The 23,243-nt window shown below is 70.2% G+C and carries 20 protein-coding genes and 1 tRNA gene; 14 read left to right on the top strand and 7 right to left on the bottom strand.

What is annotated here, in order from left to right:
- The 4 genes from ACFQVD_RS42595 (at position 1) to ACFQVD_RS42580 (ending at position 6,126) form a co-directional block, all read left to right on the top strand.
- Positions 1 to 942 (top strand): glycosyltransferase family 2 protein, encoded by a 942-nt coding sequence (locus ACFQVD_RS42595; protein WP_343969765.1) that lies wholly within the window; start codon positions 1 to 3, stop codon positions 940 to 942.
- Positions 939 to 1,742, top strand: a complete 804-nt coding sequence (locus ACFQVD_RS42590; RefSeq protein WP_030911982.1) for a polysaccharide deacetylase family protein — start codon at positions 939 to 941, stop codon at positions 1,740 to 1,742. Before ACFQVD_RS42595 ends, ACFQVD_RS42590 begins: the two co-directional genes overlap by 4 nt.
- A gap of 254 nt (positions 1,743 to 1,996) precedes the next feature.
- A complete protein-coding gene (locus ACFQVD_RS42585) occupies positions 1,997 to 4,801 on the top strand; it encodes a hypothetical protein (RefSeq protein ID WP_343969759.1) in 2,805 nt (934 codons plus the stop codon).
- 95 nt (positions 4,802 to 4,896) lie between these two features.
- Positions 4,897 to 6,126, top strand: coding sequence for a DUF418 domain-containing protein (locus ACFQVD_RS42580; RefSeq protein ID WP_343969756.1), 1,230 nt, complete (start codon positions 4,897 to 4,899; stop codon positions 6,124 to 6,126).
- A gap of 18 nt (positions 6,127 to 6,144) precedes the next feature.
- Here ACFQVD_RS42580 and ACFQVD_RS42575 read toward each other — a convergent pair whose 3' ends face one another.
- Positions 6,145 to 7,467, bottom strand: a complete 1,323-nt coding sequence (locus ACFQVD_RS42575; RefSeq protein ID WP_343969753.1) for a GH39 family glycosyl hydrolase — start codon at positions 7,465 to 7,467, stop codon at positions 6,145 to 6,147.
- A 265-nt stretch (positions 7,468 to 7,732) separates the two neighbouring features.
- On the bottom strand, positions 7,733 to 8,758 hold the full coding sequence (locus ACFQVD_RS42570; protein ID WP_343969750.1) for a phosphotransferase family protein: 1,026 nt from the start codon (positions 8,756 to 8,758) through the stop codon (positions 7,733 to 7,735).
- 197 nt (positions 8,759 to 8,955) lie between these two features.
- Here ACFQVD_RS42570 and ACFQVD_RS42565 point away from each other — a divergent pair, with 197 nt between their 5' ends.
- Complete coding sequence (locus ACFQVD_RS42565; RefSeq protein ID WP_343969747.1) at positions 8,956 to 10,044, top strand: GNAT family N-acetyltransferase; 1,089 nt, start codon at positions 8,956 to 8,958, stop codon at positions 10,042 to 10,044.
- Here the strand turns inward: ACFQVD_RS42565 and pdxR are convergent.
- A complete protein-coding gene (pdxR, locus tag ACFQVD_RS42560; protein ID WP_343969744.1) occupies positions 9,998 to 11,473 on the bottom strand; it encodes a MocR-like pyridoxine biosynthesis transcription factor PdxR in 1,476 nt (491 codons plus the stop codon). The genes ACFQVD_RS42565 and pdxR overlap by 47 nt on opposite strands.
- A 67-nt stretch (positions 11,474 to 11,540) precedes the next feature.
- Between pdxR and ACFQVD_RS42555 the strand changes: the two genes are divergently transcribed.
- From ACFQVD_RS42555 to ACFQVD_RS42525, 7 genes are all read left to right on the top strand, one after another.
- Complete coding sequence (locus tag ACFQVD_RS42555; RefSeq protein ID WP_343969741.1) at positions 11,541 to 12,182, top strand: pyridoxamine 5'-phosphate oxidase family protein; 642 nt, start codon at positions 11,541 to 11,543, stop codon at positions 12,180 to 12,182.
- A 206-nt stretch (positions 12,183 to 12,388) separates the two neighbouring features.
- A complete protein-coding gene (locus tag ACFQVD_RS42550; RefSeq protein WP_343969738.1) occupies positions 12,389 to 14,074 on the top strand; it encodes a serine/threonine-protein kinase in 1,686 nt (561 codons plus the stop codon).
- A gap of 19 nt (positions 14,075 to 14,093) precedes the next feature.
- Positions 14,094 to 15,512 carry a hypothetical protein gene (locus tag ACFQVD_RS42545; RefSeq protein ID WP_343969735.1) on the top strand — a complete coding sequence of 473 codons (1,419 nt, stop codon included), beginning with the start codon at positions 14,094 to 14,096 and terminating at the stop codon, positions 15,510 to 15,512.
- Between the two features lie 55 nt (positions 15,513 to 15,567).
- Positions 15,568 to 16,668 (top strand): DUF2510 domain-containing protein, encoded by a 1,101-nt coding sequence (locus tag ACFQVD_RS42540; RefSeq protein ID WP_343969732.1) that lies wholly within the window; start codon positions 15,568 to 15,570, stop codon positions 16,666 to 16,668.
- 21 nt (positions 16,669 to 16,689) lie between these two features.
- Positions 16,690 to 17,292 (top strand): oligoribonuclease, encoded by a 603-nt coding sequence (gene orn / locus ACFQVD_RS42535; RefSeq protein WP_343969729.1) that lies wholly within the window; start codon positions 16,690 to 16,692, stop codon positions 17,290 to 17,292.
- Between the two features lie 76 nt (positions 17,293 to 17,368).
- Positions 17,369 to 17,444: transfer RNA gene (locus ACFQVD_RS42530), tRNA-His, on the top strand.
- A 153-nt stretch (positions 17,445 to 17,597) separates the two neighbouring features.
- On the top strand, positions 17,598 to 17,852 hold the full coding sequence (locus tag ACFQVD_RS42525) for a helix-turn-helix domain-containing protein (protein WP_343969726.1): 255 nt from the start codon (positions 17,598 to 17,600) through the stop codon (positions 17,850 to 17,852).
- On the opposite strand, the gene lat is transcribed toward ACFQVD_RS42525, so the two are convergent.
- The 3 genes from lat to trhA all read right to left on the bottom strand — a co-directional run bounded on the left by lat (position 17,794) and on the right by trhA (position 20,499).
- Positions 17,794 to 19,200 (bottom strand): L-lysine 6-transaminase, encoded by a 1,407-nt coding sequence (lat, locus tag ACFQVD_RS42520; protein ID WP_343969723.1) that lies wholly within the window; start codon positions 19,198 to 19,200, stop codon positions 17,794 to 17,796. The genes ACFQVD_RS42525 and lat overlap by 59 nt on opposite strands.
- Before the next feature lie 239 nt (positions 19,201 to 19,439).
- Positions 19,440 to 19,820 (bottom strand): PPOX class F420-dependent oxidoreductase, encoded by a 381-nt coding sequence (locus ACFQVD_RS42515; RefSeq protein WP_343969719.1) that lies wholly within the window; start codon positions 19,818 to 19,820, stop codon positions 19,440 to 19,442.
- A gap of 10 nt (positions 19,821 to 19,830) precedes the next feature.
- A complete protein-coding gene (gene trhA / locus ACFQVD_RS42510; protein WP_343969717.1) occupies positions 19,831 to 20,499 on the bottom strand; it encodes a PAQR family membrane homeostasis protein TrhA in 669 nt (222 codons plus the stop codon).
- Between the two features lie 157 nt (positions 20,500 to 20,656).
- Here trhA and ACFQVD_RS42505 point away from each other — a divergent pair, with 157 nt between their 5' ends.
- On the top strand, positions 20,657 to 21,505 hold the full coding sequence (locus ACFQVD_RS42505; RefSeq protein WP_343969715.1) for a spermidine synthase: 849 nt from the start codon (positions 20,657 to 20,659) through the stop codon (positions 21,503 to 21,505).
- Between the two features lie 96 nt (positions 21,506 to 21,601).
- Complete coding sequence (locus ACFQVD_RS42500; RefSeq protein WP_343969712.1) at positions 21,602 to 22,588, top strand: pirin family protein; 987 nt, start codon at positions 21,602 to 21,604, stop codon at positions 22,586 to 22,588.
- Positions 22,589 to 22,643: 55 nt separating this feature from the next.
- Here the strand turns inward: ACFQVD_RS42500 and ACFQVD_RS42495 are convergent, their stop codons facing one another.
- Positions 22,644 to 23,213, bottom strand: coding sequence for a superoxide dismutase family protein (locus tag ACFQVD_RS42495; protein ID WP_343969709.1), 570 nt, complete (start codon positions 23,211 to 23,213; stop codon positions 22,644 to 22,646).
- Between the last annotated feature and the right edge of the window lie 30 nt (positions 23,214 to 23,243).

Genomic DNA, 23,243 nt, shown 5'->3' with positions numbered 1-23,243 from the left:
ATGAGAAGCAGTGTCGTCATCTGCGTCTACACCGAGGAACGCTGGGAGGACATCCGAGCGGCCGTCGAGTCGGTCGAGAACCAGAGCCGCCGGCCGCACGAGATCATCCTGGTCGTCGACTACAACCCGGACCTCCATCTGAAGCTGAAGAAGGAGTACCCCGGCGCGATCGTGGTGGAGAACGCTCAGGAGAAAGGGCTGTCCGGTGGCAAGAACACCGGCGCGGCGACCGCCTCCGGCGACATCGTGGCATACCTGGACGACGACGCCGTCGCGGAACCTGGCTGGCTGGAAGCACTGGAGGAGGGCTTCCAGGACCCGACCATCGTGGGGGTGGGCGGGCTGACCAGGCCGCTGTGGGGCACCGGGCACCGGCCCGGATGGTATCCCTACGAGTTCGACTGGACCGTGGGCTGCAGCTATCGCGGCATGCCCACGCAGCGGGCGCGGATCCGCAACGTCATGGGCGGCAACGCGGCCTTCCGCAGGGAGGCCGTACAGGAGGTCGGCGGGTTCCACACCGGCATCGGCCGCAGCGTGCAGGGGCGCAAGCCACGCCCGCTGGGCTGCGAGGAGACCGAGTTCTGCATCCGGCTCTCGCAACGGAAACCCGGCTCGGGGATGCTGTTCGAACCCGCCGCGGTGATCGGCCACAAGGTGCCGGCCGTGCGCGCCACCTTCGCCTACTTCCGCTCGCGGTGTTACGCGGAGGGCCTGTCCAAGGCGCTGGTCACCCAGAGCGTGGGAGCGGGCGACGGGCTGTCGAGCGAGCGGGCGCACGCGATGAAGGCGCTGCCGCTGGGCGCGTTGCGCGGGATCGGCGAGGCGTTGCGGGGTGATCCGTCCGGTCTCGGCAGGGCCGGCGCGATCGTCGTCGGCCTCGCCTGGACCACCTGGGGTTACGTCATCGGTTCCCTTCGACTGAAGCGGGTGCGTTCATGATCCGCGTACCGATCCTGATGTACCACTCGGTCTCCGACCGGCCCAACGCCGAGACGAAGCCGCTGGCGGTACGACCCTCTGCCTTCGCCGAGCAACTGGCCTACCTGAAGGAGAACCGGTTCACGCCGCTGACGGTGGCCGACCTGGTCGCCTCGCTGCACAAGAACAACGGCCGCTCCATCCCGGAGCGGCCGGTGGTGGTGACCTTCGACGACGGGTACGCCGACTTCCACAGCGAGGCGCTGCCCCTGCTCGAGCGCTACGACTTCCCCGCGACCGTCTTCCTGACCAGCGGGTGGGTCAGCGACGCGGGCAAGGACGCGGCGGGCAGGCCGCTGGACACGATGCTGTCGTGGAGCCAGGCGCGCGAGGCCGCCTCGTGCGGCATCGAGATCGGCGGGCACAGCCACAGCCATCCCCAGCTCGACCAGCTTCCGGACGACGAGCTCCGCCAGGAGCTGCGGCGCAACAAGGCCCTGCTCGAAGACAAGATCGGCTCCCTGGTCTCGACGATGGCCTACCCGTACGGCTACTCCAGCGTGCGGGTGCGGCGCGAGGTCAGGCGGGCCGGCTACTGGGCCGCCTGCGCGGTGAACAACGCCATCGCCGCCGACCGGCACGACGTGCTCGCGCTACCGCGCCTGACCGTCGCCGAGGGCACGTCGATGAGAATGTTCAGCCGGGCCGTCGAGGGAAACCAGGTCCCGCTGATCTACATGAGAGAACGGATGCTGACGAAGGGCTACGCCGTCGTCAGGCGCACGAGATACGGCCTGCGGCGGGTGCGCGGCCAGGTGTGAGCGGCCGGTCCGCTCCGGGAGGGCAGCGGTCCGCGGGCCGGCGCCCTCCCGGGATACCCGGTCCGCTCCGGTGCCCCCCGCGCGGGGGGCAGGGCGGCCGGACAGGTGCCGCCGGACGGGGGTTCGGTCGCGATATTGCTCTTCAACGGTCTACGCAAAACAGCCGAACATGACGTATCTTCCCGTTCGCTCGTCGCACCCCGGTCCGCGTAGCCGCCATGATGTTAGACGTGAGGCAACGGGCAGGTAATGACGTGACGACGACGCCGGCGGCGGAGACCGCCGAGGTCGAGGGGACCGATCCCACCCACCCCGCGCCTTCGGACGGAACGCGGGCCGGGTCCGACAGCGGGCCCACCGGCACGGCGCCCTCCGAGGCTGCCGAGGTTCCGGACGAGGCGCCCGACGGTGGGGTTCCCGATCCCGACGCACCGGTCGACGGCCGTGACGGCGGCGACAGGGCATCGGACGAGGCCGACGACGCGCCGGACACTCCGGGTGCGCCACCGGAGGTGATCTCCGACGGCGACGACTCGGAGGTCACCGCCGTCATGCGGCTCCCCGCGCGCCCGATCTCACCGCCCACGGCGGACGCTCCCGAGGCCGGGGACGCCTCCGAGGGCGAGATCGACACCACGACGGAGATGCGTCTGCCCTCGGCACCGCTCCGCCCGACGCAGGAATCCCCTGCGCCGGAATCCGCGACGCCGAAGCCCACGGAGCCGGAACGCACGGGCCCGGTGGCCGCGGAAGACGGAACAGCGGAGCGGAGACCGCGGGAAAGGGCCGTCGCGACGTCCAGCCCGCCTCCGGGGACCTCTGAGACCGCCTCGGAGGCCATGCTAGCTCCAGCCGATCGGGAGCCGCAGAGCGCGCCGCTGAGCCCGGAGAAGGCGACTCCGGCCGCTGCCAGGCCGTCGCGGACGACGACGATGATGCGGTCGGCCGCGATGTGGCTGCCACCGTTGCTCACGATCGAGGGCCTGATCATGTACGTGCTGGCCCTGCGCGTGGCGCCGGGCCCACTGCGGGGCGTCGACGTGACCAAGATCGACGCCCTGGGCCTGATCTCGGCCATGCCCGTGACCGCGTTCGCCGCGATCCTGCTGATGCTCGTCGCGTTCTTCGTCACGATCGCGCAGAACACCGACCGCAAGTTCCTGCTGCTCTTCCAGATCGCGGCGATCACCTTCGCCCTGCACGGGGCGTCGGCCCTGATCTCGGACGAGGCCAGGTTCCCCACCGCCTACGTGCACGCCGGCTTCGTGGAGTACATCAACCGCACCGGCGAGTCGTCCGCGATCCTCGACGCCCGTCTCGCCTGGCCGGGGTTCTTCGCGCTGGTGGCGTTCGTCACCAAGGCCGCCGGCGTCACCGACCTGTCGACGATCATGCGGTGGACGCCGCTGCTGTCGAACCTGCTGTACCTGCTGCCGTTCGTGCTGATCCTGCGCCAGGTGGTCGCCACCACCCGGGCCCGCTGGTTCGCCGCGCTGCTGTTCGTCATCGTCCAGTGGATCGGCCAGGACTACTTCTCCTCCCAGGGCTTCACGTACGCGATCTACCTGGCCTTCGTGGCGATCGTGCTGCGCTGGTTCGGCAAGGTCGAGCCCCGCGACAAGCCGATGCCGGCCAAGGGACGCGTCCGGCGGCTGCTGGCCCGGCTGGACGGGCTGACCCCCGGCGAACTTCCCCACTCGACCGGCGTCTACGACCGGGTGATCATGCTGATCGTGCTGATCGGCCTGTTCGGCACCGCGACCGCCTCGCACCAGATCACCCCGTTCATGATGCTCGGCGCGCTGAGCGGCCTGATCCTGCTCCGGCGCACCTCGCTCAGCTGGGCGCTGCCGTTCTTCCTGGGCCTGATCGTGCTGTCGTGGATCAGCTACCAGACCGTCACCTTCTGGAGCGGGCACATCGACCAGCTCTTCGGCGGTCTGGGCCGGATCCTGCAGAACCTGCAGAGCAACACCGGCGACCGGATCGACGGCAGCGACCCCAGACACGCGCTCGTCCTGATGGCCCGCCTCGGCATCTGCGGCGTCATCCTGGCACTGGCCGCCATCGGCCTGCTGCGCCGTGTGCGGCGCGGCGTCGGCGACCGCGCGGCCCTGCTCCTGCTCTGCATCCCGGTGCTGGCGCTCGGGCTGCAGAACTACGGCGGCGAGATCGGCCTGCGGATCTACCTGTTCGCCCTGCCCGGCGCCTGCATCCTGGCCGCCTACGCCTTCTTCCCGAACCTGCCCGCCGGCACGGAGGACGCGCCGGAGGAGACGGTGCCGATCCGCAGACGCAACATCCGGTTCAACCCCGAGCTGACCCGCCGGATCTCGCTGCTGCTGGCCGCCGGGTGCGCCATGGCGCTGGCGATGGTCTTCCTGGTCGCCCGGTACGGCAACGAGCAGTTCGAGCGGGTCTCGGCGAGCGAGGTCGCGGCGATGCACTACATCTACGACCACGACGAGCCCAGTGCCCGCGTCCTCTATCTGAGCCCGACACTCGGCCCCGAGGTCACCCCCATCATCCCGTGGGGCGAACGGGACTTCGACAAGATCTCCTACGAGCAGGTAGAGGTCTCGGAGGATCCGGCCGACCTCTCCGGCACGCTCACCAAGCTTCGCGCGTCGCCCCCCAACACCTACCTGGTGGCGACCCGCGCGCAGGCCGGGTACCTGCAGCTCAACCACGGCTACCCCGCTGACTGGGCCCCCCGGTTCCGTGCCGCGCTGGACGCTCACAAGGATCTCAAGCGGGTGTTCAACGGCGAGGACGCGGCCGTCTACACGCTGAAGTCCTTCCCCGAGGGCACCGAGATCCCCGAGCGCGGGGTGCCGATCGGTGGCAGCGACCCGACCTCGCCGTGGACACCCGTCGGCCTGGTGGCACTGGGTGTCACGTGGATCGCGCTCTTCACCTACCAGGTGTTCCTGCTGCGTGGCGGTGAGCGGAGGAGCAAGGCGAGGAGGCGCATCCTGTTCATCGCGGTGCCCGCCTTCGTGCTGGCCCTCGCGGTGATCGCGGAGCGCTTCGTCGTCATCGGTTACCAACTTCAATAAAGGACAAAGTCTCCTGGCCGACGGCCTCCTCGCGCCATACTGAGCACCGTTTGCCAGGAGACACCTGTCTCAGAGCCTGGTCGAAGGACGGTTGGATGTTCACAGGGGAACCCCGTGGCCGGGCGGGGAGCTCCACCCAGACCTCGGGACGGCGGATCGCAGCGGTCGACGCGTTGCGCGGTTTCGCGCTGCTGGGCATCGTGGTGGTCAACATCACCTACCTCGCCTCCGGATACCGGATGGCGGGGCTGGCGACGCCGTCGTTCTCCGCGCCGCTCGACTGGGAGGTGCGCTGGGTCGTCTCGCTGTTCTTCGAGAACAAGTTCTATCTGCTGTTCGCCTTCCTGTTCGGCTACAGCTTCACCCTCCAGCTCGACTCGGCCCACGCCTCGGCGACGGCGTTCGTCCCCAGGTTCCTGCGCCGCCTGGGAGGGCTGTTCCTGCTCGGCCTCGCCCACGGCATCCTGCTGTTCCCCGGTGACATCCTGGCCACCTACGCGGTGGTGGGGCTGGTCCTGCTGGCGGTGCGGCGGATCACCCCGCGCACCGCGATGGTCTCCGCGGTCGCGCTGACCGTGGCGCTGGCGGTGGGGATGCTGCTGCTGGCCTTACTGGCGACGCTGGGCACCGACGCCTCAAGGGCCGTCTCCGAGAACGCCGCCCAGGCCGCCATGTCCGACCGTGCCCTGCACGGCTCCGCATCCATGATCATCAATGAGCACCTGCACAAACTGGCCAGGATCTTCGTGCTGCGGGTCTTCTTCCAGGGGCCCACGGTGCTCGCCGCCTGCCTGGTCGGGCTGGCACTGGGCAAGATGCGCCTGCTGGGAGATCTGTCCGGGCACACGGCGACGCTGCGGCGGTTGCAGTGGGCGGGGTTCACCGTCGGCCTCGCCGGGGCCGTGGTCTACACGCACGCGACCTGGTCGGGCGGCGGGCACGCGTACCACATGGTCGGCCAGTCGGTGAACCTGGTCACCGCGCCGTTGCTGGCCGCGGCCTACGCCGCCACCCTGCTGCGCCTGCTCCCCGCGGCACCTCGCCTGGCCGGGGCGCTCGTGCCTCCCGGCAGGGTGGCGCTGACGAACTACCTGGGGCAATCTCTGATCAGCTCACTGATCTTCACCGGCTACGGGATGAGCCTGGTCGACCAGCTCAGCCCGTTCTCCGTGGTGTCGATCGGCATCGCCATCTTCACGGTCCAGGCCGTGTGGAGCCGATGGTGGCTGAGCCGCCACCGGTACGGGCCGGTGGAGTGGCTGCTGCGCTGGTTCACCAACTGGCGCAGGCCCTCCCGCTCCCCGGCCCGCCCCGAGCGCGCCTAGCCGTCCGCCCTGCCGCGCTCACCCCTCGCCGGTGCGCTCGCTCCACTTGACCTCGTACGGCTTCAACTCGAACTGCTTGCCGTCCACGGTGGTGTTCGCGGCCGCGTCGGTGGTGTTGACCATCACGAGCTGCCGCTCCTGGGCGAGGACCCGCACCTTCTCGTTGGAGGAGGTGACCGTCTCCAGTTCGGTCCCGAGGGGGAACCACTTGGTGAAGCCGCTCAGGATGCCCGCCATCGGCATCTCCGCACCGGTGCTCGGGTGCCACAGGCAGCCCAGGCAGATCTGGTCGTCGCCGGTGGACTTGCGCTGGGGGCTCCAGTAGAGCGAGGTGGTGACGCCGCTGGTGGCGAACTCCATCATCGCGGCGGTCTGCACCGCGATGCGACGCTCCTCGCTCCACTCCCTGCTGTCCGGCTCGACGTACCACTCGGCCCACCAGACCGGCAGGTTGCCGCTCTTCTGCCGCAGCCAGGTGGTGAGGGCTCCGAACTTGCCCAGGGCGGTGAACTCGTCGGGGTAGGCACCGGCCTCCCTGGTGACCGAGGCCCCGTCGACGACGATGAAGTCGGCGCCCTTCTTCTTCTCGATCCAGTACTCGACCGCCTCCAGGTCACGCTGGACGACGCTGCCCCACGGTCCCTGGATCTCCGCCCCCTGCTCGGGAGTGGTGGTGCTGCCGACCGACACGTACGGCCCGCCGACCTTGATGTCCTTGTCCACGGCCTTCAGCGCGTCGTAGACCTTGTTGTAGAGCTCGGTGTAGCCCTCGATGTCCCAGCGGTTCTGGGCGTTGTTCCAGAAACCCTTCAACTCGTTCCAGACCATGTAGTGCTTGACCGTGGGGTAGCGCCTGGCGACCGTCGCGGCGAGCTTGGCGTAGTCGTCGAAGTGCTCGCGCCGGGGCGCCGTCTCCAGCTGCGTCCAGTCGGTCCGGCCGGAGGTGCCGCCCTTCATCCAGTCGGGCGCGCAGCAGAGCGTGATGATCGGGATGGCCTGGGATCTGGACATGAACCTGACCCGACGGTCGAGGTCGCGGAAGTCGTTCTTGCCGGGTGCGGGCTCGGGGTTGCCCGCGCCCCAGCCCATGATGTGCTGGTTCTGCAGCATCGGGACCCGGCTGAGCATGTGGGAGGCGGACTCGGTGACCGCGCCGCTCTCGTTGTCGGCGCTGAACTCGGTGTGGGTGATGCCCCAGCGTGGCCAGCTCTGGACCGCGGGTGGTTCCTCCAACGTCGGTGCCGCCTGGGTGGGAGGAATTGTCATGCGCTGTCCGCGGGGAATATCCGGTTTGACAGCGAAGGCGATGATGCCGACCACCAGCACCACCGTTACCGCCATCGCTCCCAGTGCGACCGGCCAGGCCGGGCGCCGTCGCTGGTGCCGTCCGTTAGTCGGTATCACCGATTCCTCGATCCTCGCAGGTCAACGAATGTAGCGTTCCACAGCGACAACGGACGTGACGGTGAGCCGAGCTGGTTCACAGACAAGCGTTACCGGTCGCGTCGCCAGCGTATCCATGGCGACTTGCATGACGGTTGAAACCCAGAAGTAGTTCCCGTCACGCCCATGGTTCACCTGGCCGTGCGACACCCGCACCGCGGGTTCAGCCCTCCAGGACCCGCAGCGCCCGGTCGACGAGGGTGGGGACGGCGGCGCCGATGTGCTCGAAGCCCTCACCGACGGTCTTGCCCTGCTTGAACCTGGCGTGGATGCCCTCCACGATGACGGCGAGCTTGTAGTTGCCGAAGGCCAGGTAGAAGTCCAGGTCGGACAGGTCGGCGCCGGAGGCCTTGGCGTAGTGCGCGGCGAACTCGCGGGCGGTGAGGAAGCCGGGGGCCACGGTGACGCCCGCCGCGACCGGGATCGAGGCGCGCTCGGTGTCGCCGGGGTCCTGCCAGTAGGTGAGGGTGAGGCCGAGGTCCGCCAGGGGATCGCCGAGCGTGGACATCTCCCAGTCGACGACGGCGAGGATGTCGGGGTCCGGGGAGACGCGCACGAGCGTGTTGTCGAGCCGGTAGTCACCGTGGACCAACGTCGAGGCCGAGCGGGCGGGCAGCCGCTCACGCAGCAGGGCCACCAGGCGGTCGTAGGCGGGCAACTCGCCGGTCTTCGACCGCTCCCACTGCTGTCCCCAGCGCTCCAGCTGGCGGGCCATGTATCCTTCGGGGCGCCCGAAGTCCCCCAGGCCCGCCTTCTCGTAGTCGATCGCGTGGATCTCGGCGAGCACCTCGGCCAGCCGCTCCGACAGCCTCCGGGTCTGCTCGGGGGTGAGATCCCGGGTGTCCTCCTGGCTCCGCACCGCCGCGCCGTCCACATGCGCCATGAGGTAGAACGGCGCCCCGATCACGTCCTGGTCGGCGCAGAAGGCGACCGGCTCCGGCACCGGGACCGAGGTCGGCGCGAGCGCCGAGATCACCCGCCACTCGCGCCTCATGTCGTGGGCGGTCGGCAGCACGTGGCCCAGCGGCGGCCGACGCAGCACCAGGCGGCGCTCGGAGGTCTCGACGATGTACGTCAGGTTGGACCTGCCACCGGCGATCAGGGAGACCCCGGTGGGCTCGCCGGCGCCGGGGACGTTGGCCGCGATCCATTCGACGAGGCGGGGCCAGTCGATGCCAGGGGTGCTCATGGCCCTTATTAGAACGCCACTCGGGTGGGTGGCGCCAGCCGGAGTCCCACAATGAGATCCCGAAACGTTGCCTCCCCGCTACGAGGAGATCCCTTCCGTACTTTATCGTTACATTACGTCCCTACCAGCATGCTTGGGCTTTGCGGCATCCTGCACAGGATGACGTAAGGGGACCCCGCACATCCCAGTAGGAGCTCATGCGCGTCTCAGTCGTTCAACCCCGTGATCTCGGACCGGTCGACATCGACCGCTGGAGAACCCTCCAGGGTGCCGACGCCGCTTTCGACAGCCCGTTCCTGTCGCCGGAGTTCACAATCACCGTAGGTGCCCTGCAGGAACGCGTCCGGGTCGCGGTGCTGCACGAAGGACAGGACGTGGTGGGGTTCTTCCCCTTCGAACGCCATCCGATGGGTATCGGCATGCCCGTGGCCGCGGGCCTGACCGACGCGCAGGGGCTGGTCCACGCCAAGGATGTGGAGATCGACGCGCAGAGCCTGATCAGGGCCTGCGGCCTGGCCGTCTACGAGTTCGACCACCTGATCGCCGGGCAGCCGCTGCTCCAGCCGGGGCACAGCAGGCACCCTTCACCGATCATCGATCTCCGTGACGGCTTCGAGTCGTACATCGAGACGATCAAGGTGACCTCCGGCAAGACCTACCGCTCGACGGCGTACAAGAGCCGCAAGCTCCAGCGCGACGCCGGGCCGCTCCGGCACGACTACGCCACCACCGACCTGGCGCCGCTGCGCACACTGCTCGGCTGGAAGACCGAGCAGTACCGGCGCACCGGCCGCAACGACAGGTTCGCCCGGCCGTGGATCGTGGAGCTGGTCGAACGGTTCCTCGCCACCGACACCGAGCACTTCGGCGGGGTCCTCGACATGGTCTACCTGGACGACCGGCCGATCGCCGGGCACTTCGGCCTGCGCACCGGGACCACGCTCGCGGGCTGGTTCCCCGCCTACGACACCGCCTTCGCGAAGTACTCCCCCGGTCTGATCCACCACCTGGCCATGGCCGAGAAGGCCGCCGAGGCCGGGATCCAGGTCATCGACATGGGCCGCGGGGAGAAGGAGTACAAGGAGAAGCTGAAGAACGGCGAGTACGAGGTCTCGGAGGGCCGGGTCGCCCGGCTGAGCCCCGGAGCCGGGGTCCACTGGATGCTGCGGGTGCCGGTGCGCAAGGCGCGTGGCACGGTCCTGGCCAACCCGCTCCTGCGCACCACCGCCGACCGCGCGCTCAAAACGTACGGCCGCCTGCGGACGTCCCTGCAGTCCTCCTCCTGAGGAGGGTTCGCGGCGGGGTGGGAACGGTCCTTTCTGGCCCGATCAACTCGGCGACCACCGAGACGCCCCGCCTGAGGTCCGCCTGCGACACGGAGCCGTAGCCGATCACCAGGCCGTGCCGCAGCTGCGGCCCGTGGTAGTGGCGGGTCATCGAGTCGAGCAGCACGCCACGGACGCGAGCGGCCTCGACCAGCGGCGTGACCGCGTGCTCCGTGAGCTCCACCATGACGTGCAGGCCCGCGGTGTCGCCGGTGACCCTGGAGCCGAGGATGTCGACGACCACGGCCCGGCGGCGCGCGTACTCCAGCCGCATCCGGCGCAGGTGCCGGTCCAGGTCCCCCCGCTCGCAGAGCACCGCCACCGCCTGCTGGGCCGGGCCGCCGGTACGGTCGGCCAGGCCGTCCCTGGTCAGGGCGATGGCTTCGATGAGGCTCGGCCGGGCGACCAGCCAGCCGACGCCGATGTCCGGCGTCAGGGCCTTGCTCAGGCTGCCCAGCAGCACCACCCGCTCGGGATCGAGGCCGTGCAGGGCGGGCAGCGGCGCCACGTCGTAGCGGAACTCGGCGTCGTAGTCGTCCTCCACGAGGATCGCGCCGGTGCGGCGGGCCCAGGCGAGAAGGCGCTCCCTGCGCGGGATGGGCAGGCGGCCGCCGAGGGGGTACTGGTGGGCCGGAGTGGTGTAGAGGACACGCAGGTCGTCCGGGAGGCGGTCGACGACGACCCCGTCCTCGTCGACCGGGCAGGGCACGATCTCCGCTCCCCTCCCGGCGAAGACGTTCCTGGCGACGCGGTAGCCGGGCTCCTCGACGCCGGCCCGATCACCGGGCCGCAGGAGAGTGGCGGCGACCAGGTCGAGCCCGTTGCCGGTGCCCCGGGTGACCATGATGTTCTCCGGTCCGACGGGGATCGCCCTGGTCCTGCGCAGGTGCTCGGCCAGGGCCGTGCGGAGCCTGGGCAGGCCGCGGGGGTCGGGGTCGCTCGCCGGCGGCAGGTCGGCCGCTCCGCGCCAGGCCCTACGCCAGGCCGCCCTGTCATAGTCGTGGACCCACGGCCGCCCGGGACGCAGGTCGATCACCTGCCCTCCGTCCCCTGACCGGGCGTCCCAGCCTGGAAGGGCGGCGGACGGTGGGGTGAGGGGGCCGGGAGCACGCTCGTTCACGGGCGGGACCACCATGTCGGCCACGTAGGTGCCGGAGCCGTGGCGTCCTTCGAGCCAGCCTTCCGCGTACAGCTGCTGGTAGGCCTCGGTGACGACGGTACGGCTGACCGCCAGCTGGCCGGCGAGGGCTCGGGTGGAGGGCAGCCGCTCGCCGGAGGCGAGGGTGCCGTCGCGCATGGCGGCCCTGAGCCGGTCGCCGAGCTGGACGGCGAGTGCCGTACCGGATTCGCGGTCCACCGAAACGGGCAGGTCGACGGCGAGGCGCGGCAAAGTGGTCTCCTGTAAGCGCATTGAAGTGGATGTGTTCTCGGTATCCACTTCTCTCTAGGCTAGTGCCATGCTCTCTACGACTCCCCGCACCACCCTCGGCCGCTCGAAGAACAGGGGCCTGACCTCTCGCGAGGATCTGTACGCGGTGCTGGACGCCGGTCTGGTCTGTCACCTGGGCGTCGTGGTCGACGGTTTCCCCATGGTCGTCCCCACCGGTTACGGCCGGATCGGTGACACCCTCTACGTGCACGGCTCCACCGGCGCCACCTCCCTGCGGAACGCGGACGAGGTCTGCGTCACGGTGACCCACCTGGACGGCGTCGTGCTGGCCCGCTCGGCCTTCAACCACTCGCTCAACTACCGCTGCGCCATGGTCTACGGCCGCGTCCGCCGGGTGTCGGGCGAGGAGCACCTGGCCGGGCTGCGGGCGATCACCGAGCAGTTGGCCCCCGGCCAGTGGGACGCCAGCCGCGCGCCCACCGGAAAGGAGCTCGCCGCGACCACGGTGCTCGCCCTCTCCCTCGCCGAGGCGTCGGTGAAGGTCCGCCAGGGCCCGCCGATCGACGACGAGGAGGACTACGAGCTGCCGATCTGGGCGGGGGTCCTGCCGCTCCACCAGGTCTGGGGAGCCCCCGAGCCCGATCCCGCGATGACCGGGGACCTGCCCGTTCCCGCGCACATCGCGTCGCGGGCCACGCCCGTTCGCTAGGCCTCCGCGACGGGCCTGTCCGCGCGAGGCCCTACCGTTCGCACCGATCAATCCGTGACTCCGCCGCTCCCGGAAGGGAGCGGCTGCTCGCTGCGCTGTTCGCGGAGTGAGACTGATTCGCGATTAATGCGCGAAATGCGTTTCCGTATGGCTAGGCTACGGTCCGTCTGTTATGGGTGGGGGCCCAGACAACTGAGGAGACCGTTATGTACGGCACGCCATCGGCCTGGCGAGTCCCCGGATACACCGAGATCCGCGAGCTGGGCGCCGGCGCGGCGGGACGCGTGGTGATGGCGCGGCATGATGCCGACGGCGTCCTGGTAGCGATCAAGTACCTGTCCGACGAGCTCAGGGGCGACGTCGGCTTCGTGGCGCGCTTCCGGCACGAGGCAAGGGTGCTCAACACCCTGAACAGCCCGCACTCCGTCCGGCTCTACGACTACGTCGAGACCGGTGACGGCGCGGCCATCGTGATGGAGCTGATCAACGGCGTCGCCCTGCGCGCGCTGCTGCGCTCGGAGGGTCCGACCGGCCCGGAGGCGGCGCTGCTCGTGCTCAAGGGCTCGCTCATGGGGCTGGCCGCCGCGCACTCGGCGGGCGTGGTGCACCGCGACTTCAAGCCCGAGAACGTGATGGTGGAGGCGGACGGGAAGAGCAAACTCGTCGACTTCGGCATCGCGCTCCGCTCCGGCGACGGCGACGCCCCCGCGGGCACTCCCCCCTACATGGCACCCGAGCAGTGGGTGGGCGGACCGGCCGGGCCCTCCACGGACGTCTACGCCGCCACCGTCGTGTTCTTCGAGTGCCTGACCGGCACCCGACCCTTCCGGGCCACGAACATCGCCGCGCTGGCCCGCCAGCACCAGGTCATGCCGCCGCCGGTCGAGGAGGTGCCCCCGGCCCTGCAGGGGCTGGTGGAGCGCGGCCTGGCCAAGCACGCCGCCGACCGGCCGCCGACCGCCTCCGCGTTCCTCACCGAGTTGGAGGCCGTGGCCGCCGACGCCTATGGCCCCGACTGGCAGGAGCGCGGCCGCCGCCGCCTGGCGGGGATCGTCGGGCTGCTGGCCGGGATGTTCCCGCTGGACGCGCCCGCCCCGGCGGCCGACACCTCGCTGGCCACCACCGACCTCGGCGGCAAGGGGGGAGGGACCTCCTCGCTCAGCAAGCTGAGCGTCAAGATCCTCATTGGCGTCGGCTGCATCGGGGTGATCGGCGGGCTGACCGCGGTGCTGGTCGGATCGGGCGGCACCACGACGATCCAGCCGCAGAGTTCCACCGTCACGAAGGACCCGACCCCCTCGGACCCGCTGGAGACGGTGATCCCCGGGGACGACGACGATCTCGACGAACCCGACGAGCCCGCGGAGGCGTCGCCGACCACGGGCGCGCCCTCGGCGACCCCCACGCCGAGCGGCACCACCTCGGGCCTCCCGCCCGCGCCGACCGCCACGACGCCCTCCACGACCCCCAAGGCGTCGGCGACGCCCACCAGGAGACCGACCGCGCGGCCGACCAGGAAACCGACCGGGGAGGCGTCGGAGCCTCCTGCCCCCGATGAGAACTCCACGCTCAGCGATCCCGGCAAACCGAACACCCCCACGACCAGGCCGCCGTCCCCGACGACGGCACCGACCGCGGTCCCGACCCAGCCGTCGGCCTCCCCCACCCGGACGCGGCCGACGACACAGCCGACCACGTCCTCGCCCCCCGAGACGACTCCCGCGGGGACCCCGACCTCCGAGAACCCCCCTCAGCTCACCACCTCGCCCCTGCCTCCCGCCGAGACGGCCCCCTCGGCGCTCCTCGCGCTGGGCCTGGTGACAAGCGGTGCCGTGCCGTTCACACTGGCCGTCAAGCGCGGCATCGCGGGACGGCACAGAAAACGCCGCTGACCAGGGAACGAGCCGAATCATGGACACTGATCGGGGCGGCGTCGCCGGATTCCGGTTGACCGGCCGCACCTGGGCCGGCGATCTGGGAATCTGGTCGTCGGCCGTCGCGGCCGACGGGCGGCGGGGAAGCACACTCAGGTTCGACCCGCGACTGGTCGCCGATTCCTCGGCCCGCGAGAGGCTGATCGCGGCCGTGGTCGCCGACCGCAGGCTCACGCAGAGCGGCCTGACCGGGCTGGTCCCGATCGCCGATCTCATCACGGCCCAGGACGAGGTCTGGCTGATCACCTCGGAACCGGCCGCACCGACGGTGCGCGACCTGCTGTCCGGCGCCCCCGGATCACCCGGGCCCGACGCGGGCAGCGCGGCCACGGTCCTGATGGAGACGGCGTGGACGCTGCTGGCCCTCCACTCCTCCGGGCTCGTCCACGGTGAGCTCCACCCGGGCACCGTGGTGATCGCCCCGGACGGGTCGGCGCTGCTCGCCGAGCGGGGGCTGCTCGACGCGCTGCTCGGCCGCCCGCCCGCGCCGGAGCGGGACGTGGCCGCCTGGGCGTCACTCGCCCGGGGGCTGGCCGCCACCTGGGCCTCTGCCGACCGGGAAGCCGCGGGGCTGCTGGAACAGGTGGCGGCGACGGCCTCCATCCGGGGGCTCGCCGCCGCGCGCGACGCCCTGCTCGCCGGGCGTGACCTGCTGCCCTCCGGGTTCACCACCCGTGCCAGACTCGCGGAGACCCTGCACCGCTGGCCGGCACATGAGGCGCCCGGCCGGGGAGGACCCCCGCCGCCCGTGCCGGCCGCCCCCGACGAGGGGGAGATCGTCACACTGCTCCACGTTCCGAGAACCGGCGAGCAGCGAACCCGGGAGGCCGACGGGCACCGGCCCGAGGACGTGGTCCTGCGGTTCGGCCCCGGGGTGCCCGCCGAGACCACGGCCGCCCAGATCTGGCGGGCCGGCCGGGACCAGCAGCAGACCGAGCCGCCCTCCGACCGGCTCAGGACCGCCGCGGCCCCCCATGCCCGGCGGCGTCGCGGTCGTACGATCCTCTCCTCGGCGATCCTCGCGTTGATGGTGGTGGGCGCGCTGGCGCTCTGGCTGTTCCGCGGCTCGTCGGCGCCGCTCGAGGTGACGAAGGTGGACGTCAGCGCCCCCAAAAAGACCCAGGGCTGCGACACGACGGTGAGGATCACCGGCGTCCTGTACACCAACGGCGCGGGCGGGGAGGTCAGCTACCAGTGGAAGCGGAGCGACCGCAAGGAGCCGATCGTGCAGACCGACCAGATCTCGTCCGGAGCGGCCTCGCACGAGGTGAGCCTGGACTGGACGGTCAAGGGCGAGGGAAGTTTCAAGGGAACCGTCGTCCTGTCGCTGCTCTCGCCGGCCCCCGAGGGCAAGAAGATCCAGGACAGGGCCACCTTCACCTACAAATGTTCATGAGTGATCCACAAGGTCCACAATGCGGTACAAAGCCGTTCTTACTACTCTGACGGCCATGACCACGCAGACCCCCTCCGGCTGGTACCCCGATCCCTACGGCTCACCGCTGTTGCGGTGGTGGGACGGCCACCAGTGGACCGATGCCACCCATCAGGCGGATGTCCCAGGACAGGGCACGCCTCAGGGATCGCAGACCGGCCCCTTCTCCTCCCAGCCTCCCGCCGCGGAGCAGGGCGCCTGGCAGGCGCCGCCCGCCTCGCAGGGAGAGCCCGCGGCGACGGGCCCGACCGGCCAGTGGAACCAGCAGACCGTACAGCAGGGACCGGCGGGCACCGGGCAGCCGAACGGCAACACGGCGCAGATGCCCCTCCCGCCGTACGGCGTCCACCCGTCCGGGCCGCCACCGCGCAAGAGCGGCCCGCTCCCGTGGATCCTCGGCGGCGGCGGCGTGCTGGTCCTGATCGTCGTGATCGTGGTCGCCACGATGTATCTGATCAACCCCGACAGCAGGAACGAGGCCGGCGAGCCCGTCACGCCCCGTACGCCGCCTCCCTCGGCGAGCCGGGAACCCAGCCTGGAGCCGACCCCCGAGCCGACGCCCTCGCAGAGCCCGCCGCCCCAGCCGGTAAACGGGCGCATCACCGACCCCGTGACCGGCCTGTCCTACCAGATCCCCGAAGGGCCGTGGCAGGTGCCTCCCAGCCCCGGCAGCGGGCTCGGGTTCAGCTGGACCAGCGCGGCCGTCGCCACCGCCCACGAGAACTTCGACGGCAAGGGCGGCAACTGGGTCGGCAACGTGCTGACCGGCGAGCTTCCCGACCAGTACGGCTACCAGGGTGTCGAGAGCATGCGCTCGATCGCCGCGACGTTGCTGCAGGTCGTCGAGCCCAACTTCTACAGCCCCCCGCACCGCCGGAAGATCGTCGAGGACAAGGCGGTCAAGGTGAGCGGCAAGGACGCCTGGCTGTTCGTCTTCGACCTGGATTTCTCCGAACAGTCCGAGGCCAACGGCTGGAAGTGGAAGCGGGAGCGGGCCGCGTTCCTGATCGTCGACCGGGGTGAGGGCAGCCGAGCGGCGCTGGCCTACATCAGCGTGCCCGACAATCTCGGCACCTCGACGGTGGACAAGGTGATCAAGTCATTCAAGCTCTCGTAACGGAGTACTACCCTGAAGGCTATGAGTGACCTGCTGGTCTGGATCGACTGTGAGATGACCGGGCTCGACCTTGGCCGTGACGCGCTCGTCGAGGTGGCCTGCGTGGTCACCGACGGCGAGCTGAACCAGCTTGACGAAGGTGTGGACGTGGTCATCAAACCCCCGCCCGAGTCCATCGAGCAGATGTCGGAGGTGGTGCGCGAGATGCACACCGCCTCCGGCCTGCTGGACGCGCTGAGCGGGGGCGTCACGCTGGCCGAGGCCGAGTCCATGGTGCTCGAATACATCAAGGGGCACATCAAGGAGCCGAAGAAGGCTCCGCTGTGCGGCAACTCCATCTCCACCGACCGGTCGTTCCTCTCCCGGGACATGACCGCCGTGGACGCCTTCCTGCACTATCGGATGATCGATGTCTCCTCGGTGAAGGAACTGGCCCGGCGCTGGTACCCGCGGGTCTACTTCGCCTCGCCCGAGAAGCAGGGCGGCCACCGCGCGCTGGCCGACATCGTCGAGAGCATCCGGGAGCTGCGTTACTACCGCGCGGCGGTCTTCGTGCCCCAGCCTGGACCCGACTCCGCCACCGCCAGGGAACTGGCCGAGACCGTGTCCGCGCGAAAACCCTGACCGGCTCGCGGGAAACCCGGTACGAAACGACTCCCAAAGACCGCTACACTTTTCATGTGCTGCCACGGCGGCGATGGTGGGCGTAGCTCAGTTGGCAGAGCGCTAGGTTGTGGTCCTAGATGCCGGGGGTTCAAGTCCCCTCGCTCACCCCATGAGAACGGCCGGTCCCTCGGGACCGGTCGTTCTGCATTTCCACTCCCTTCACCCACCAAAAGTGGATATTGCGGGTTATGCTCGCAGCTATCGCTACGCCGTAGGATCGGGGGGTTTCGGCGACCTGACCGTGTTGCAACCACGGAGGCCGGATGAGAGTCGACGATGCCACGTTCGACGCGGAACCCACAGCCGTGACGGGCTTGAGCAGGCGCGAGACCGAGGTCATGGAACTGATCGCGACGGGCCGCTCCAACGGGCAGATCGCCCAGCACCTGTTTCTGAGCGAGAAGACCGTGAAGAACCATGTGAACCGGATATACGCCAAGCTGGGGGTCGACTCGCGGGTCACCGCGATCGATCTGTGGCTGGAACGGGCCGCGCGCGAGGACCCTCGGCACCGCTGAACGGCGACACGACGTCTCCGGACCGCTTCGGAGCCGCCGGGCCTGACCGGGCGGGGCGGCTCGGGCGGCGGGAGACCTCCAGGGCGCGGGCGATGGCGGACGTGCCCTCCTCCAGCTCCTCGGAGGCGATCGAGAGCGCCGGGCGCAACCGTACCGAGCGCTCGCCGCAGGGCAGGACCAGCACGCCCTCGTCCTCCCTGAGCCTGGCCACCAGCAGGTCGCGCCGCGCGGCGTCCGGCAGGTCGAACGCGCACATCAGACCGCGTCCCCTGGCGTTCTCCACCAGGCCGGGGAAGCCGGCCTGGATCTCCAGCAGCGCCTTGAGCAGCTCGGCGCCGAGCCTGCCCGCGCGCGGGATCAGGCCGTCGCGCTCCACGATCTCCAGTATCCGGCGGGAGCGGACCATGTCGACCAGCCCTCCGCCCCAGGTCGAGTTGATCCTGCCGCTGATCTGGAACACGTTGTCCGGCACCTCGTCGACCCTGCGGCCCGCCATGATCCCGCCCACCTGGACCTTCTTGGCGAAGGCCACCACATCGGGACTCAGGCCGAGCTGCTGGTAGGCCCAGGGGGTGCCCGTGGTCCCGGCACCGGTCTGCACCTCGTCCATGACGAGGAGGGCGTCATGCTCGTGGCAGAGCCGTTCCATCGCGAGCAGGAACTCCGCCCGCATGTGGTTGTCGCCGCCCTCCCCCTGGATGGGCTCGGCGATGAAGCAGGCGATGTCGTGGGGATGGCGTTCGAAGGCGGCCCGCGCCGCGGCCAGGGATCTCTCCTCGGCCGCCTCGACGTCGCCGAGGTGGATCGCGGGCACCTCGATCCTGGGCCAGTCGAACTTCGGGAACCGGTCGGTCTTGATCGGGTCGGTGTTGGTCAGCGAGAGCGTGTAGCCGCTGCGCCCGTGGAAGGCGCGGGTGAGGTGGAGCACCTTGCCGCCCAGCTCGGGCGAGTGCCCCCGCGAGGTGTTGAGACGGCTCTTCCAGTCGAAGGCGCACTTCAGCGCGTTCTCCACGGCGAGGGCTCCGCCCTCCACGAAGAACAGGTGCGGCAGCTCGGGATCACCGAGCACCCTGGCGAACGTGTCGGCGAAGTCGGCGAGGTGAGAGGTGTAGAGGTCGGGGTTGGCGGGCTTGTTCGCGGCGACGCGGCCCAGTAGCGCCAGGAACTCGGGGTCGTCGTCGAACGGGTTCACCCCGAGTGGGGCCGAGGCGAAGAAGCTGTAGAAGTCCAGGTAGCTTCGGCCGGTGCGGGCGTCGACGAGCCGGGAACCTCGGCTCCGTTCGAGGTCCAGCACCAGCCGGTAGCCGTCGACGAGCAGATGACGAGCGAGACGGGCGTGCACGTCCATGTCCCCTCCACGGTGATCCGAAGAGATGATCCCCCGTCATTTACACATCTACACGGAGAGATTACGCGTCGAAGATGGTTCTTGTGAAGATTTTTCGGTTTACCGGCCTCCTGGGCATGAACGTCCGGAGCCGGGGACCGTGCGGCCCGAGCCCTTCTCGATGACCGTCTCCCTTCCCGGGGACCGCTCCTTCCGAGACCACAGATCGGTCAAATCAACCTGCCGCGGGTCGGGCCGGGTCAGTTCGGCGGAGAGATGCGGATCCCAACGGTGCCGGCGGCGCCCCGGCGGAACCTGCTACCGATCATGAGCAGCCGGGCGAGGAGCCCGTACTTCGCGACGATCAGTCCCCGGACCCGCTCGCTCTCCTCGGCCGGCAACTCCCGCGCGACGCCCCTGACCCCCTCCCCCCGCGTGTTGCCCCGCGCGTCGCACGCCGCCACGACGACCTCCGGATTGTTACGGATCCTCTTGGCCTTGCCGGAGGAGCCGGCGGTCCAGACCAGCAGTGAGTCACCGTCGGGGGCGACCCACACCGGTGTCGGCACCGCGGCACCGCTCTTCTTGAAGGTGGTCACGGACACGTACTTCTCGGTGCCCAGATCCTGGATTCGCGTCATGCACGGCAGGTTACGCCGCCGCGTAGACCACCAGGGAGACCGCCACGTACTGCACCAGGTAGGCGGCGACGGTGAAGGCGTGGAAGACCTCGTGGAAGCCGAACCACCGGGGGGAGGGGTCCGGCCGCTTCATGGCATAGACGACGCCGCCCGCCGTGTAGAGCACCCCGCCGAGGAAGATCAGGGCCACCGCGACCACGCCCGCGCCCCGCACGAGCTGCGGCAGCACGAAGACGGCGGTCCAGCCGAGGCCGATGTAGAGGGCGGTCGAGAGCCAGCGGGGGGCGTTGACCCACAGCACCCGGAAGAGCACCCCGGCGACCGCGCCCGTCCAGATCACGCCGAGCACCACCGCGTCGGCCGGAGCGTCCAGGGCGAGCAGCGCGAACGGGGTGTAGGTGCCCGCGATGATCAGATAGATGTTGGCGTGGTCGAGCCGGTGGAGCACCTCCTCCGTGCGCGGGGAGAGCACCCCCCGGTGGTAGGTGGCCGAGATTCCGAAGAGCAGGCCGGAGGTGATCGCGTAGACCGCGGCGGCGATCCTCGCCTGCGGAGTGGGCCCCAGCGCCACCAGGACGAATCCCGCGACGAGCGCCACGGGGAGCGCCCCGGCGTGCAACCAGCCGCGGAGGCGGGGCTTGACGGACTCGGCGAGCGTTTCTGCGACGGTCGTGGCCATAAACCTACGGTATCGTAACTTACGTCATCGTAGGTTGTGATCCTCCCTACACACCGCGATCGGAGACCGGCGTCTCCCCCGGCCGGGACCCGCCGCAGCGGAAACGGGGCATATGGTTTCTCTCCGGGTTCACGTCGCGGAAAAGAGGATCCAGCTGATGGGCAGGCGGGAAGCACGGGAGCCGATGCCGGGACGGTATCCGGTGACCTTCGGCGAGGTGGACCTCCTGCAGGACCTCGACCGGCCCTCCGGCTGGGTGGTCTCCAAGGACGGCGTGCCGCAGTCGTACGTCGACCTCGACGACGCCACCTACCTCGACTTCGAGTACGTCCAGCTGATGGCCGACGTCGTCGACCTGCTCGCCGAGGGTCCGCTGGACGCGGTGCACGTGGGCGGTTGCGCCTGCACCCTGCCCCGCTACGTCGCGGCGACCCGTCCCGGGTCCCGGCAGATCGTCGCCGAGCCCGACGAGGGGCTCGTCCAGCTCGTCAGGGACCAGCTCCGGCTGAAGTCGGTGCCCCGGCTCAAGGTCAGGGTCCTCGACGGCCGCACCGCCACCGCCGGGCTCGGGGACGACTCGGCCGACCTGCTCGTGCTGGACGCCTTCAGCGGCGCCACGATGCCGATCGAGCTGGCCACCTCCGAGTACATGGGGGATGTCGCCCGCGTCCTGCGCGCCACCGGCACCGTGCTGATCAACGTCGCCGACGGCAAGGGGCTGGCCTTCACCCGCCGGGTTCTCGCCACCGTCCGCGAAACCTTCCCCCAGGTGGCACTGCTCGCCGAGCCGGGCATCCTGCGGGGCCGCCGCTTCGGCAACCTCATCGTCGCCGCCTCCCGGCTGCCGCTCCCCGTCTCCGAGCTGACCCGCAAGGCCGCGGGCGGCCTCACCCAGGCCCGCTGCGTGTACGGCGAGGACATCGTGAGGTTCATCGCCGGAGCCCGACCGCTGCACGACGGCGACGCCGTGGTCACCCCGGTGCCCCCGCCCGCGGTCTTCGGCTGACCTGCGACCGGCTCGTCGCCCCGATCTCGTCCGCCATGGAATAGTTGAAACATCAACTGAGTTATCGCCTGCGAACATCGCAGGAAGGAATCCACAATGCCGGCCGTGACCGTAGAGAACCCGTTGACCCTGCCCCGCCTGCCGCAGCCGCTGAACGCGGTCCGCGAGCGCCAGGTGCTGGCGATCACCACAGCCCCGAGCGGATTCGAGGGAGAGGGCTTCCCGGTCCGCAAGGCACTCGCGACGATCAAGCCCCAGTATCTCGACCCGTTCATCATGATGGACCAGATGGGCGAGGTCGACTACGCGCCGGGCGAGCCCAAGGGCACCCCCTGGCACCCGCACCGGGGCTTCGAGACCGTCACCTACATGATCGACGGCGTGATGGAGCACGCCGACTCGCATGGCGGCGGCGGCACGATCTCCGACGGCGACACCCAGTGGATGACGGCCGGCGGCGGAATCCTGCACAAGGAGGCTCCCCCGGAGTGGCTGGTCGCCAAGGGCGGCCTGTTCCACGGAATCCAGCTCTGGGTCAACCTCCCCGGCAGGGAGAAGATGGTCGCGCCGAAGTACCAGGACATCGGCAGGACCAACGTCGTCCTGCTCAGCAGCCACGACGGCGGGGCACTGGTCCGCCTGATCGCGGGCGAGGTCGGCGAGTTCACCGGCCCCGGCTCCACCAGGACGCCGATCACCCTGCTGCACGCCTCGCTGAGCCCCGGCTCCCGGCTGACGCTCCCCTGGCGCAAGGATTTCAACGCGCTCGCGTACGTCCTGTCGGGTCACGGCACCGCGGGCGGCGACCGGCAGCCGATCGAGTCGGGCCAGCTGGCCGTCTTCGACGGCTTCGGCGGCCTTCCGGGGCTGGGCACCGACGGCGAGACCATCACGCTGTCGGCGGCCGGCAACCAGGAGAGCCGGAGTCCCAACATGGAGGTCATCGTGCTCGGCGGGCGCCCGATCGGCGAGCCGGTCGCGCACTATGGGCCGTTCGTGATGAACACCCAGGCGGAGCTCGCCAAGGCGTTCGAGGACTACCAGGCGGGCCGCCTCGGCACCATCCCCGCGGGCCACGCCTGACGCCCGGGGTGTGTTCCGTGGATCTTCGCCGTAGCGAGGTTCCACGGAACGCACCCTAGGACGGGATGAGGGTGATGCAGGCGACGCGGGGGCCGGCGTTGCCGGCCTCGGCGCCGGCGGTGCGGGTCGGCTCGGCGTGGATCACCAGCGATCTGGGCAACCGGCCCGCGACGAACGCCCAGTCCCGGGTGGTGGTGGCGGTGGCCTCCCCCCGGGCGTCGGTGGTGAAGTCGAGCCAGACCTCGTTCTGGGCACTGGCGTGGGCGTGGGCGTGCCGGTAGTGCGGCCCGGCGTCCTCGGGCTTGAAACCACACGGGTTGACGTGCAGGTGCGCCCCGTAGGTGCGTCCCGGCAGCATGCCGGTGACGGTGATCGTGGAGGTGGCGAGCACCGCCCCCGACTCCGCGGTGACCCGGGCCGTGGCTCCCGGCGGCACCAGCGTGGTGTCATAGGCGATGACGGAGGCACGAGCTTCGGGAGCGGAGAACACCCCGCCTCCGGTAAGGCGGATCCCCGCGGCGCTTGAGGCGACGGCCGGGCCGTGCCCCGCGGGATGGGTGTCGGCGGCCCGCTCACCACAGCCGGCGCAGAGCAGGGCGACGGCGAGAACTCCCAGGATGCGCATCCATGATCTCCTTGGCGGGCCGGAACAGTG

Source organism: Streptosporangium amethystogenes subsp. fukuiense, assembly GCF_042665875.1.
Classification (GTDB): domain Bacteria; phylum Actinomycetota; class Actinomycetes; order Streptosporangiales; family Streptosporangiaceae; genus Streptosporangium; species Streptosporangium fukuiense.
This window is presented reverse-complemented; position numbering and strand designations above follow the sequence as displayed.